The organism is Coleofasciculus sp. F4-SAH-05, assembly GCF_040222985.1.
GTDB lineage: Bacteria > Cyanobacteriota > Cyanobacteriia > Cyanobacteriales > Coleofasciculaceae > Coleofasciculus > Coleofasciculus chthonoplastes.
In genome coordinates this window covers 22195-35893 of record NZ_JAVKBY010000155.1, presented here as the reverse complement: position 1 = coordinate 35893, position 13699 = coordinate 22195, and the positions used below count along the sequence as shown (strand labels likewise).

The window sequence follows — 13699 nt, the reverse complement described above, 5'->3', positions numbered from 1 at the left end:
CGGGACTTGGCTAAATCGAGGATAAACCCATGTCTAGCAATATCCAAATCCATCCCATAATCACCACCAATAAGCTGTAGGGGCGAGTCGCTGCATCAATGTTCGGTGCGAGAATTAACCTATATCGACTCGCCCCTGTCTAAATGCGGTGTTGGAGCATTACTGATACCGGGTGGGGGCAACCCAATTAAATTAAGGGTTGGGGCGGGTTGCACCATTTTTACCTTTAATTGACGATACCTGATACAGGGCGACCCGAGCAAATTAAAGGTTAGGTGGTGTTAATTGGGTACGGCGGGTCGCACCATTTTTACCTTTAATTGACGATACCTGATACAGGGCGACCCGAGCAAATTAAAGGTTAGGTGGTGTTAATTGGGTACGGCGGGTCGCCCCTACAATTGTTTTTATAACCCACGCTATATTTTGGGGAAAGTTTGGCGCGTAAACCCGCCCCTACATAAAGACGCGCCATGGCACGTCTCTACATGATTCTATCTCCCTACCTTGATATCAACCTGTCACCACAAAATTGACCAGCTTTCCTGGTACAACAATCACCTTTTTCACCGTCTTACCTGTGATATAACGCTGGGCAACCTCTGATTCCCTGGCATACTGTTCCAATGCTGATTTATCGGAATCAGCGGGAACCTGAATGGTGCCACGGGTTTTACCCATGATTTGAATCACCAGGGTAATCTCATCGGCGACTAATGCCTCTGGTTCAAAAGTACACCAGGGTTGTAGGTGAACCGAGTCCGTGTGACCAATTCCATGCCATAACTCTTCAGCAATATGGGGGGCAAAGGGGGCTAATAACAGAATCAGTGTCTCGATTCCTTCGGCGTAAACGGGGGAGTCTTTGCACTTAGCATCACCGAGGGCGTTGCTGAGTTTCATTAACTCGGAAACCGCTGTATTAAATTGATACTCCCCATCTAAATCATCAGTGACTTCTTTAATCGCCGTGTGAATTGCCCGTCGTAGGTCTTTTTCCGGTTTAGTTAACTCATTGGGAGTGGTGGTGGAACGATTAGTTCCTTTTGCCGCAAACTCCTCCACCAAACGCCAAACCCGGTTCAGGAAACGGAACTGCCCTTCCACATCTGCATCATCCCATTCCAAGTCTTTTTCTGGAGGGGCTTTAAATAGGATAAACATCCGGGCGGTATCCGCACCATATTTGTTAATTACCGCTTCTGGTGCAACACCGTTATATTTAGATTTGGACATGGTTTTGTAGGACACCTCCAGGGTTTCCCCGGTTTCTGGGTCTTTGGGGTCACTGGGGTTGACTTCTACCGAGGGAACCCATTTCCCGGTTCTGGGGTTCATGTAGGTTAACCCCTGTACCATTCCCTGAGTTAACAGACGCTGGAACGGTTCATCAAAATTAAGTAAGCCGCGATCGCGCAAAACTTTGGTGAAGAAACGGGAGTACAATAGGTGCAAAATCGCGTGTTCGATGCCACCCACGTACTGGTCTACAGGCATCCAGTCATTAGTTTTACTAGAGTCAAACACCTGCTGGTGATTATTCGCATCAGGATAACGCAGGAAATACCACGACGAATCAATAAACGTATCCATCGTATCCGTTTCCCGTTTCGCCGCTGTACCACAGGTAGGACAAGGCACATCTACCCATCCCTCCACCTGGGATAACGAAGCGACACGCCCCCCACTCATCGCTACATTCTCCGGTAATTCTACAGGCAAATCTTGCTCCGGAACCGGGACAATCCCACAGTCAGGACAGTAAATCACCGGAATCGGTGCGCCCCAGTAGCGTTGGCGAGAAATTAACCAATCCCGCAGGCGGTACTGTACCCGGGCTTTCCCCCATCCTTTACGTTCGGCATATTTGACAATCTCTTCTTTGGCGGCGATGGATTCCATGCCATTAAACAAGTCAGAATTCACCACCACACCGGGTTCAGTATACGCCTGTTTCGGTTCAGCTTTCGGGTCAGCCGCATCTGCGGGTACAATCACCGTCTTGATGGGTAACGTCTGTTCCGTAGCAAATTGGAAATCTCGTGCATCATGGGCGGGAACACCCATCACCGCCCCTGTGCCATATTCATATAGCACGTAATCGGCAATCCAAATCGGGATTTCTTCCCCAGTAAACGGATTAATCGCCTTACCCCCAGTGGGAATACCCCGTTTCGGCTTATCCTCAGCCGTGCGTTCCAGTTCGCTTTCCTGAGTTACCTCGTTAATAAAGGCGTCAACCTCAGCTTTTCGGTCAGGAGTCGTAACCTTTGGGGTTAAGGGATGTTCCGGGGCTAACACCACATAGGTGACGCCATAAACCGTATCTGGGCGGGTGGTAAACACACCGATTTTTTCATCCAAGTCGATTATGGGAAACTCTAAATAAGCGCCGACGGATTTGCCAATCCAGTTGGCTTGCATCAACTTCACCCGTTCGGGCCATCCCTCCAGCTTATCTAAGTCGTTGAGTAATTGTTCGGCATAATCAGTAATTTTCAGGAACCACTGACGTAAGAGTTTCCGTTCCACTTTCGCACCAGAACGCCAGGAACGTCCCTCGCTATCTACTTGTTCATTGGCGAGTACAGTTTGGTCAATTGGGTCCCAGTTGACCGCCGCTTCTTTCTGATAGGCTAGTCCGGCGTGGAGAAACTGCAAGAAAATCCACTGCGTCCACTGGTAATAGTCCGGCGCACAGGTTGCCAATTCCCGGTTCCAATCGTAGGACAATCCCAGACGCTTTAACTCAGACTGCATCTGAGCAATATTTTGGTATGTCCACTTGGCGGGATGAACGCCGCGCTGAATCGCCGCATTTTCCGCAGGTAGCCCAAAGGCATCCCAACCCATCGGATGAAGGACTCGATAGCCCTGCATCCGGCTTTTGCGGGCAATGACATCGGTAATCGTATAGTTACGGACGTGACCCATGTGCAGGTTGCCCGATGGATAGGGAAACATCGACAGGGCATAGAATTTGGGCTTATCTGCCTTGTCCTGGGTTTGGTCTAGGTTTTGGTGTGACCAACTGGTTTGCCACTTTTCCTCTATCTCGACGGGGTGATAACGCGACTCCACAAAAGAATCTCCTACAGGGTTGAACTCATCCGTTCTAACAATTTTGGCATATCATCAGGGGTGACGGGGGATGGGGAGTTTACTTTTGACGCGAGGTAAGTGTTGAGGGTGTAGGGGCGGGTAATGGAACTTTGTTTTCGCTGTTGATGATAACGTTTGTGCAAAACCCGCCCTGACTTGACCCTTCGCTGCACTCAAAGACATGGTTTTGATTTGATGACTGGCATGCGCCCAGAAAACCAGCAAGGTTTGCTTGCGAGGTAAAAAACCGTAAAATCTATTCCCCTGTTCCCTTTTCCCCGTTCCCTTAAACTATGATTTTCATTAATCCGAAAACAGACTTTGCCTTTAAGAAAATATTTGGCTCTGAGCAAAGTAAAGAAATCCTGATTAGTTTTTTAAATGCCCTCCTCTACGGCGGACGCAGTATTATTGAAGATTTAGAAATTATCAATCCCTATCTAGCACCTAAAATTCAGGGAATTAAAGATACCTACTTAGATGTCAAAGCCCGACTCACCGCTAATACAACGGTCATTATTGAAATGCAAGTCTTGAATCTAGAAGGGTTTGAGAAGCGGATATTGTATAACGCCGCCAAAGCCTATTCCATTCAATTGGAACCCGGAGAAGATTATACGCTTCTGAGTCCAGTGATTGCCTTGACAATCACTGACTTTGAAATGTTCCAGGATTTGCCCCAGGTGACTTCTAACTTTGTCCTCAAAGAAAAGAATGTATTGACCGATTACCCAATTAATGACTTAGAGTTAGTCTTTGTTGAATTACCCAAGTTTACGAAAACTCTAGAAGACTTAGAAAGCCTAGCCGATAAATGGATATACTTTATCAAAAGTGCCAGACAATTAGAGACGATTCCCGAAATCATGGCACAAGTTCCCGAAATTCGCAGAGCTTTTGAAGTGGCAAATCAAGCCAATATGACTCGTGAAGAGTTAGAAGTATTAGAACAGCGAGAAATCTATATTCACGATCAACGGAATGCGATTCGACTAGGATTAAGACAGGGAATTGAACAGGGTATCGAAGTCGGGCGAGAACAGGGCATCGAAGTTGGACGAGAACAGGGTATTCAGGAATCTAAAATAGAAATAGCTAGGCAAATGCTAGGAGTGTTAGATGAAGAGACGATTAGTCGCATTACTGGCTTGAGTCTGGAAGAGGTGCGACGGTTGATGTAGAAATGGTTATTGTGAGGCAAGTTTACCTGGATTAGATGGCTTTGGGTTCTGGAATCGGAACCTCTTCAAAAGAAGTCATAAGTAGGGTCTGCTGCACAAGTCGGAAACCTATTAATTGTAGGGACGGGTTTAGGCAGGGTAGGGGCGGGTTTAGGGACTAACGCTAATTAAGTAGGTGGGGACAATTAATGTGAACGGTGGAGATCGTCATTCGTCATTCGTCATTCGTCATTTGTAAGGGTTGAAGGGGTGTTTACATAACTTAATATGGTTCAGTTTATTTATGACAGATTCTACAAGAAAGCAATACCTTGAGACAAACCCCTCCCTAACCCTCCCCTTGTCAAGGGGAGGGAATTCACAACGTCATCATTCAATTGCATCGCCAAATCTTAATGGTTTTATCCGCACTACCACTAACAATGATTTGCCCATCTAAACTAATCGCAATTGTATGTATAGCAGCCGTATGCCCTTTGAGGGTGCGAAGTTTCCGTCCTTTTCTAACCTGCCACAATTTAATCGTTTTATCGGCGCTACCACTAGCAAGAATTTGTCCATCGGGACTAAATGCTACCGCATTTACAGTATCATGATGCCCTTTTAAGGTTCGCAATATCCGTCCACTACTGAGTTGCCAGAGTTTAATCGTTCCATCGGCACTCCCACTTGCCAGCATCTGCCCATCGGAACTAAATGCTACTGCATTTACAGTATCAGTATGACCTGTAAGTGTGTGCAATTCCCGCGCCTTTCCCACCTGCCATAACTTAATTGTTTTATCGCTACTCCCACTAGCGATAATCTTGCCATCTGGACTAATCGCCACCCCATTTACTCCAGCAGTATGACCCTTAAACGTGCGTAGTTCTCGCCCCTTAGCCAGAGACCAAAGTTTAATCGTTTTATCATCGCTACCACTGCCAATTAGCTTACCATCGGGACTAATTATCACCGACTTAACCCCAGCAAATAAACCGGAATGTCCGGTTAAGGTTCGCCGTTCCTTCCCGGTACTAAGTTGCCAAAGTTTAATGGTTTTATCATTTCCCCCACTCACCAATATTTTCCCATCGGGACTAATCGCAATGGATTGAACATAGCCAAACCTACCTGCATGTCCTTTGAGAGTTTGCTGTTCCTTTCCCGTTTGCACATCCCATAATTTAATTTTTCCATCTGTACTACCACTCACCACTGTTTCTCGATCTGGACTAATCGCAACGGCGTAGACAAAATACGTATGACCTTTAAGAGTATGAACACAGCGCCAGTTCTGCTGGAGTGGCTGCAAGACTACATTTTGGAGCTTACTAATGCAGAAAAGGACATCTTGATAGTCTCGCAAATATTGGTATTGCCAATACAGACTAGCGGCTTGATTAAAATCCGCGATCGCATATCGGTATTCCCCCAGTTGAGAATACGCCAGTCCGCGATATTTATAGGCTTTAACCAAGTCAACATCCAGCCAGATAGCTTTACTAAAATAGTCGATTGCTTGCTGATATTGACAACCCTTTGCCAGTTCCATCCCCCACTGGTAATAGGTTGTCGCATCCACATCTTGGTCAACCTCTGGCTGAGGTAAAACCGGAGTGTATGACTTCAGATTTTGGTAAGCATCATTTATTTTTTTAAGTTCTTCTTGTCCTTTAGCTTGTCGTTGCGGATCATCAGGAAAACGATCCGGATGCCAACGTCTAGCTAATTCCCGATAGGCTTGTTTTATTTCCGCTAAAGACGCACCCGGTTGCAGTCCCAAAATTATATAATACTGATTAATCTGATCCATAAAACTGATGCATTATGAATTTTAACATTATGACGGTGAATAAACTCTAGCAATTGCAGCAAACTATTGAGGAAGTCTCGAATTTGCTGTTCAGTGAAAGCACCTTGAGCGATTAACATTTGAGCTAAATCGTACCCAGGAATATATTCTTGTACCAAATACTGGCGATTATCCCGATTAAAATGGGCAAACTTATTTGTCAGGGAACAGGGAACAGGCAATAGGCAATTAAAATTTATACCTAATTCATTGGGTATTATCTTGTAACCAAGCGGTTAAATCGGTAACATCAGTAAACGTCAGGACAGCATCGGCTAATGCTTCTAATTGCCCAGAGGGTAATTGACGGAGGCGGGTTTGCAGTTCCGGCGCGATCGCTCCGATACGACGTTCTAATAAACGCAAGATTAATCCAATTTCTCCTTCTTGTCTCCCTTGTTCTAAACCCTGTTCAATGCCTTTCAAAATAGCACCTTGTTGGTCTTCTAGAAACATCTGTTGCTTCTCTAGCGTTTCTAATTCTTCCAGGGTTAAGTTCGCTTGATTCGCAATTCTAAACGCTTTTTGAATAGCCACCACTTCATCCATTTTTTCCGGTACACTGTCTAGATTGCTCGTTTGTTTCATGAAATAAATCCATTTATCGGTTAAACTCTCTAATTCATTTAATTCTTTTTGAAAATTCGGTAATTCTACAAAAACTAATTCTAGAGAACGTTCAGGATATATAAATAAATCCTGCATATCGGCAAAAGTAAATCGGGAAATAACTTTATTTCGCTGAGGAAACATTTGAAAATCTGTAATTGTTAAAGCAATGACAGAATTCAGTTTAGAGTATCCTTCACCCGATTTAAGTTGAGTAGCAAAGGTTTTAGCCGCATTGAAGACAACTCTTTTATCAAAAGCGACTACATTTAAGACTTGCATTTCAATAATCACGATTTTATTTCCGGTGATTTTTGCCTTAACGTCCAGAAACGTATCTTTTAGAGCAGGAATATTCGGCGGCAAATACGGATCAATAATTTCCAAGTCTTCTATGATTGGATTACCTTCATATAGAAGCGCATTTAAAAAACTTATTAGGATATCTTTACTATCGGTAGATCCGAATATTTTCTTGAAAGCAAAGTCTGTTTTGGGGTTGATAAAAGTCATATATCGATCCTAATTTAGTTGCTAAACTATAGTTTATCCTGGGGAACAACGAAGCAAATACTTCACCAATTATCGAGGTTGGCTAAGCTGTCACACATTTAAATTGGGAATGGGTAGCGAGCAAGATGCAAAGCCTGCGGCATGGCTTCGCTTAACGCATTACAAGGGTTTTGCAGTTTTTGACATTAAGGTTTAAATGCCGAACAGCTTATAGATAAGAGGGGACTATAAAATATTGTATTATGTTCTCAAGTTATTGACAGATAGAATCGCGATCGCGGCGCAAGGCTGACCGGACTGGAGTTCAGGCGCGATCGCACTCCTAAAGCCTACGCCATATCTTGATTGTTTTGTCACTACTCCCACTAATCAATCGCTGCCCATCGGGACTGAAAACCACGGATGTCACCGCCCCTGCATGGTCAGATAAAGTGTCAATTAACTCCCCATGTCCTTTAAAAATGCGTTTTTGGGCTAAGGTATTAGCATCCCAAAGTTTAACGGTACAGTCAGCACTCCCACTCGCCAAGGTTAAACCATCAGGACTAAAGGCGACGGCGAGAAAATAGTAAAAATAGCCCTTTAGACTACGTTTCTGCTGTCCAGTGCGAGTATCCCACAGCTTAATCATAAGATCCGCACTACCACTGGCTAAGGTTTGTGCGTGAGGATTAAAGGCGATGGATAAAACTGGCTGGGAATGTCCTTTAAGGATGAGGTGTTTTTGTTCAGTTTGAATATCCCACAATTGGATTGTATTGTTAATCGTGTTAGTAGCGATAATTTGCCCGTTTGGATGAAGTGTAAGCGTGGTAATTGGCGCTAAATTTCCGGTGAGGGTGTTGACACATTGCCATCGGGTAATGGTGTCTGGTAAAAGCGGTTGAATTTCTACATCAGGCTCAATCGTGGGAGAATTGGGTTCTGGGGTTGGGAATTGTGCGATCGCACCCTGTAATTCTGCAATCTGGGATTTAAGCGAATCGGAGTTGGTAACTTGTTGTTGGAGGAGTGCGATCGCATCGCGTAATTCCGCAATCTGGGATTGGAGAGAGTCTAAGTTGGTAACTTGTTGTTGGAGGAGTGCGATCGCGGTTTCTGTCTGTGGATGAGTCTTCTGATCAAATCGCCCTCGATTAGCTAAATTTAATCCCAGAGTAATCGTAATCGGTGCGGCGGCGTAAACCGCCTGCTGAGTGGCGGCGGCGATAACCGTTCCCAATCCTGAACCAGCGAGGAAAAGGTATTCGGTAATCTTTAGCCAGTGGCTGTTACTCATAGCGGGTGCAACGGAAAATGGGTTGCGGGATTAGCTAAAAGGGTAGCCTAATTTTCACAGCATCTGGCAAAATCAGGGAAGAACTCAAATTGAGCGATCGCGACCCATTTCCCGATACAATATCTGGGCATTGTCGCAGCAAAAGGTAGGCAGAATGGTACAGGCAACGATTGGCATTATTGGCGGTAGCGGACTTTACCAAATGGATACCCTCAAAGATGTGCAAGAGGTGCAACTCGATACCCCCTTTGGCAAGCCGTCTGATGCTTTAATTGTCGGCACTCTAGAAGGAACGACCGTTGCCTTTCTCGCCCGTCATGGTCGTAATCATCATCTCATGCCCACTGAATTACCCTTCCGCGCCAATATCCACGCGATGAAACAGTTGGGCGTTAAGTATCTGATTTCCGCCTCAGCCGTGGGTTCCCTCCAGGAAGAAGCCAAACCTTTAGATATGGTCATACCCAATCAATTTATTGACCGCACCAAAAATCGTGTATCTACCTTTTTCGGTGAGGGGATTGTGGCGCATATTGGCTTTGCTGAACCCGTATGTAATCAACTCGCCGAGGTTTTAGCTGATGCGGTGGCTAGCTTACAGTTAACTGATATCACCCTGCATCGCGGTGGCACATACATCTGTATGGAAGGACCCGCCTTTTCCACTCAAGCTGAATCCCATCTCTATCGTAGTTGGGGCGCAACGGTGGTTGGGATGACGAATTTACCCGAAGCAAAACTAGCGCGAGAAGCAGAAATCGCCTACGCCACCTTAGCCCTAGTCACCGATTATGATTGCTGGCATCCCGATCATGACAGCGTAACCGTAGAAATGGTGATTGGCAATTTACGGCGCAATGCCACGAATGCTCAACAGGTGATTCAAGAAACCGTGCGGCGTCTTGCCCAAAATCCACCCCCATCCGAGGCACACTCAGCGTTAAAGTACGCGATTTTGACTCCACTCGACAAAGCGCCAGAGGCGACGAAGCAGAAATTAAGCATTTTCTTGGAGAAATATTTGTAGTCATTTGTCATTTGTCATTTGTCATTTGTCATTTGTCATTTGTCATTTGTCATTCGTCATTCGTCATTTGTTGATTGTTCATGGTTCATTGTTGATTGGTAGTCCTCTTCCCCTGCTTCCCCTGCTCCCCCTGCTCCCCCTGCTCCCCCTGCTCCCCCTGCTCCCCCTGCTCCCTCTAACTTCTGCCAGACTGAGAAAGTTTGCGTAATACAACGTAATATTAACAAACGTAAACTTATACCCATATTTACGTTTCCAATTGTGTATGATGGTTTGTATGACCCAACTGTATTACAGCGGCACCAAAAGATTTTCTCAAATCGCCGTTGTTACAGAAAGCCTCTGTTAGCTACAGGTTCCGACCCTGGTTGAGAGATGGTTAACAGAGGTTGGGTAAACAGGGTGCATCTACTATTCATAACTCAGACGCTTATGTGTCCCTCAACTCTCTCATTCAACTATCTCATACAACACTATTTGTAATACAAAATAAAATTTTCGTAATACGTTTGCTGTAGTGAGAGCAATCTCCCAGAGGATAGTCTTAGCTATAACCGCAAGCAGCCCTGCGCTCTACCGAAGGTGAGCGTCGGGAAGAATTGTGGGTTTGTCTCCGGGGTATTGAACCCCGGAGACAAACAAACTCCGAATGTATTGACGGAGTACATCGCTCCCTTGTTCTGTCGGTAATACGGCAGAATTCATCGAGGTGTTGCTTTTCAATGTCAGAGATTCGTAGAGAGATGTTCTTCATGTGTTGCATATAGGATTGATTTCGCGATACAATTATCCCATGAGAACCGCCTACCAGTACCGATTAAGATTGACGAAACAGCAACAAGCCACGGTTGATAAGTGGATCGAACTTTGCCGTCGTCAATACAACTATCGGCTGGCAGAGCGGTTTAATTGGTGGGAACAAAATCATTGTGATGTTAATGCCTGTCCCCTGGTTTGCCATCTACCAGAACTAAAAGACCGACTTCCGTTCCTGATGTAACTCCCGATACTCCAACCTGGGAAAATACTATTGGGATTGATATGGGGCTGAAGTCTTTCTTGGTGACGGATTCCGGGGAAGAGGTGGAGATTCCGCAGCATTACCGGAAAGCGGAAAAGCGTCTGAAAAAGTTGCAACGTTCCCTATCTCGCAAAAAGAAAGGTTCTAATCGTCGAAAGAAGGGGATTAAACGATTTGCAAAGGCACATTTAAAGTTTCAGCATGAGCGTCGGGAGTATGTCACGGAACGTTGCTATCTCACCGAACTCAACGCCCAGATCAACCAAATTATTACTCAGGATGCTGCTGCTAATACAAATAGATTAAGTGATTGCAACTAGAAAGCAGAGTAGGGGTTCAAAGGAATTGGCAAACGATGCTCAAATTAACAGCACCAAACGTTGGCAAAACCAAACGATGGTGTTATTCGAGTTGACTCAATCTCAGAGACTCAACGCCGGAGATTTGACCACCGTAATTTGTGACTTGACAAAAGCCGCCGCAAATGCATTAGACGTTGAGCGAGTCAGCGTATGGTTGTACAACGATGCAGCTTCCCAGCTTAATTGTGTGGAACGGTATGAGGACGGTAAACACTATCATCGCTGGGACAGAACCCCAGGGCAAAGCCAGGGAAAAGAGATTAGTCCACCTGTATTGCCGAAGACGTGTTGTTGTCTTACCAGTCCCCTATTGCTGGGGCGATTGGATGTACCGATCTGGCAAAACGAACAGATGATCGGTATGATCAGCTACGAACAAAGCGCATCCAGTCCGAGGGAGTGGACGCCTCAAGACAAAACCTTTGCCAGCGCGATCGCGAATTTAATTGCCCTGCGACTGGAACAATGGCATCACCAACAGGCAATGCAGGAGTTGCATCAGGGAGAAAGCCGTTACCGATTACTGGTTGAGAAGTCTCCCGATCTGATTTCTCACCATCGAACCGATGGGGTCTATATATATGCTTCACCCGCTTGTCGTACCCTCTTAGGATACGAATCTGATCAGTTGGTGGGACATTCCATTTACGAGTTAGTGCATCCTCAAGATGTCACCGCGATTAAACAGATCTACTCCAACCCAACGGATTGCCAACACCAGCAACCGATTCGCTACCGCATCCGTCATCAAAGCGGCGATTATCGATGGCTAGAAAGCACGATCAACCCGATACGCCATCCTCAAACCAATCAAGCAACCGAAATTGTCGTTGTATCGCGGGAGATTAGTCAACCCCAGCCCGCCGCAGAATCACGCCACAAAGCCACACCTCATGCCTTGAAGATGAACCCCTTAGCCGTGGCAAAACAGGCAAACCCATTTAAACCCTTGGGCTTAGGATCTCGCCTTTCCCGATTAACCCATACCCCAGCGATGCCGACAACCCCCGCTCCACCCAGCCACAGCCGGATTTCCGCACTGGCAGCGGTGGTAGAAGATCGGCTGATGAGTGGCATGATGCTATTGGGAAATCAATCCCTTAACTCAGAATCTCGGCGTACCTTTAGCTGGGTTGCCAATGCCATTGCCGTTGCCATTGACCAATATTGGGCGCGTTCAGAACTACTCAGCCGCCGCGAATCCCTGCTTTTTGGGCTTGCCAATCAAATTCGCAACTCCCTAGAACTTCATACCATTCTGGAAACAGCAGTAGAATCGATTCGCACCCTACTCAAAATCGATCGCTGTCAATTTCTCTGGTATCGACTCAAGACGCAACCCCCCCATTGGGATGTAGTCAAAGAAGCCAGAGCACCTGATTTATCCAGCTCTATCGGTCAACATTCAACCGAGCAAATTGCCCCCCTTGCCCAGCGGATTCTCAAGCGAGAAATTGTTCAGGTTGATGATGTGGAAACTTGTGATGACCCGATCCTAAAACAGTTTTTAACCCGACAGGGATATACCTCAATCTTGTCCCTACCGATTAAAACCCGGGCGGGAGACATTGGCGCGATTAGTTGTATTCACGGGACAGAACAACGTCCCTGGGATAATAGTGAGGTGGAACTATTGCAAGCGGTTGTCGCTCAACTAACGATCGCACTCGATCAAGCCTCCCTCTACACCCAAGCCCGTGAAAGCGCTGAGATTGCCCAAGCCCAAACCCAAGAACTCGAACAAACCCTAAATCAGCTTCAAGCCACCCAAGCCAAACTGGTGCAGAGTGAAAAAATGTCCAGTTTAGGACAATTAGTGGCAGGTGTGGCACATGAACTGAATAATCCAGTTAATTTTATTCACAATAACTTGACTTACGCCAGTGCCTATTTTTATGACCTCTTGAATCTGGTACGCCTTTATCAAGAGCATTATCCCAATCCGGCGGCGGCTATTGCCGAGCAAGCGGAACTCATTGATGTTGACTTTATCGCCGATGACTTACCCAAATTGCTGCGCTCCATGCAACGGGGAACCGATCGGATTAGTTCTATTGTCCTCAGCTTACGCAACTTCTCCCGCCTGGATGAAGCCGAGATGAAACAGGCTGACTTAAATCAAGGAATTGAGAGTACCTTACTGATGTTGCAACATCGCCTCAAACCCAAAGGGAACCAGCCGGAGATTAAAGTGCTGACGGAGTATGGCGATTTGCCTCAAGCAGACTGTTATCCTGGACAACTTAACCAGGTGTTTCTGAACATTCTCAACAACGCGATCGATGTTTTGGAGCAGTCTTTTAAAGATAATCCCGATTATCCTGCACCGATTATTGCCATTCGCACGGGGGTATTGGAATGTTCCACGGATTCCTCTCACCAGCCAGAATCTCAGCTCGATATCCAGACAGAGGAGAAGAAACCATCATTACCGAACTGTCCAAGGATTGCGATTCAAATTGCCGATAATGGACCGGGAATAACGGATGAGATAAAAGCACGGTTATTTGATCCCTTCTTTTCCACTAAAGCGGTTGGACAAGGAGTGGGTTTAGGATTGACAATTTGTTATCAAATTGTGGTCGAACATCATCATGGTATTCTCAACTGTACATCCACACCAGGGAAAGGAACTGAATTTTGGATCGAGATTCCTATCCAGCAAGTTACCAGTTCTTAGGATTCAGGTAGAGACATGCCATGGCACTATGGCGAGCAGATTTGTAGGAACATTTGATACTCTTAATTATCTGTAGGAAAGTTGCTAGGAA

9 protein-coding genes and 1 pseudogene are annotated in these 13699 nt (G+C 45.8%); 5 read left to right on the top strand and 5 right to left on the bottom strand.

Annotation, left to right across the window (positions count from 1 at the left end; translation table 11 throughout):
• Positions 1–513: 513 nt before the first annotated feature.
• A complete protein-coding gene (leuS, locus tag RIG27_RS18915; RefSeq protein WP_446347679.1) occupies positions 514–3081 on the bottom strand; it encodes a leucine--tRNA ligase in 2568 nt (855 codons plus the stop codon).
• A gap of 314 nt (positions 3082–3395) precedes the next feature.
• On the opposite strand from leuS, the gene RIG27_RS18910 reads away from it, so the two are divergent.
• Positions 3396–4283 carry an Rpn family recombination-promoting nuclease/putative transposase gene (locus RIG27_RS18910; protein ID WP_446347677.1) on the top strand — a complete coding sequence of 296 codons (888 nt, stop codon included), beginning with the start codon at positions 3396–3398 and terminating at the stop codon, positions 4281–4283.
• 373 nt (positions 4284–4656) lie between these two features.
• On the opposite strand, the gene RIG27_RS18905 is transcribed toward RIG27_RS18910, so the two are convergent.
• From RIG27_RS18905 to RIG27_RS18890, 4 genes are all read right to left on the bottom strand, one after another.
• A complete protein-coding gene (locus RIG27_RS18905) occupies positions 4657–6078 on the bottom strand; it encodes a WD40 domain-containing protein (protein WP_446347675.1) in 1422 nt (473 codons plus the stop codon).
• On the bottom strand, positions 6051–6299 hold the full coding sequence (locus tag RIG27_RS18900; protein ID WP_446347673.1) for a protein kinase domain-containing protein: 249 nt from the start codon (positions 6297–6299) through the stop codon (positions 6051–6053). The genes RIG27_RS18905 and RIG27_RS18900 overlap by 28 nt, the downstream gene beginning before the upstream one ends.
• Positions 6300–6324: 25 nt before the next feature.
• Positions 6325–7239, bottom strand: coding sequence for an Rpn family recombination-promoting nuclease/putative transposase (locus RIG27_RS18895; protein ID WP_446340360.1), 915 nt, complete (start codon positions 7237–7239; stop codon positions 6325–6327).
• Positions 7240–7561: 322 nt separating this feature from the next.
• On the bottom strand, positions 7562–8518 hold the full coding sequence (locus tag RIG27_RS18890) for a hypothetical protein (protein ID WP_446347671.1): 957 nt from the start codon (positions 8516–8518) through the stop codon (positions 7562–7564).
• Between the two features lie 154 nt (positions 8519–8672).
• Between RIG27_RS18890 and RIG27_RS18885 the strand changes: the two genes are divergently transcribed.
• The 4 genes and pseudogenes from RIG27_RS18885 (at position 8673) to RIG27_RS18870 (ending at position 13608) form a co-directional block, all read left to right on the top strand.
• Positions 8673–9545: an S-methyl-5'-thioadenosine phosphorylase gene (locus RIG27_RS18885; RefSeq protein WP_446347669.1), complete on the top strand. Its 873-nt coding sequence runs from the start codon at positions 8673–8675 to the stop codon at positions 9543–9545.
• 4 nt (positions 9546–9549) lie between these two features.
• Entirely contained in the window at positions 9550–9753 is a 204-nt protein-coding gene (locus RIG27_RS18880; protein WP_446347667.1) for a hypothetical protein, read from the top strand.
• A gap of 585 nt (positions 9754–10338) precedes the next feature.
• Positions 10339–10784: pseudogene (locus RIG27_RS18875) on the top strand (transposase); the annotation flags it as partial.
• A 127-nt stretch (positions 10785–10911) separates the two neighbouring features.
• Complete coding sequence (locus tag RIG27_RS18870; RefSeq protein WP_446347665.1) at positions 10912–13608, top strand: GAF domain-containing protein; 2697 nt, start codon at positions 10912–10914, stop codon at positions 13606–13608.
• Positions 13609–13699 lie beyond the last annotated feature (91 nt).

Excerpts from the sequence above, each read along its gene's own strand:
- RIG27_RS18910 (WP_446347677.1), top strand. The coding sequence starts at position 3,396 with ATGATTTTCATTAATCCGAAAACAGACTTTGCCTTTAAGAAAATATTT.
- RIG27_RS18905 (WP_446347675.1), bottom strand. The coding sequence starts at position 6,078 with ATGGATCAGATTAATCAGTATTATATAATTTTGGGACTGCAACCGGGT.
- RIG27_RS18895 (WP_446340360.1), bottom strand. The coding sequence starts at position 7,239 with ATGACTTTTATCAACCCCAAAACAGACTTTGCTTTCAAGAAAATATTC.
- RIG27_RS18890 (WP_446347671.1), bottom strand. The coding sequence starts at position 8,518 with ATGAGTAACAGCCACTGGCTAAAGATTACCGAATACCTTTTCCTCGCT.
- RIG27_RS18885 (WP_446347669.1), top strand. The coding sequence starts at position 8,673 with ATGGTACAGGCAACGATTGGCATTATTGGCGGTAGCGGACTTTACCAA.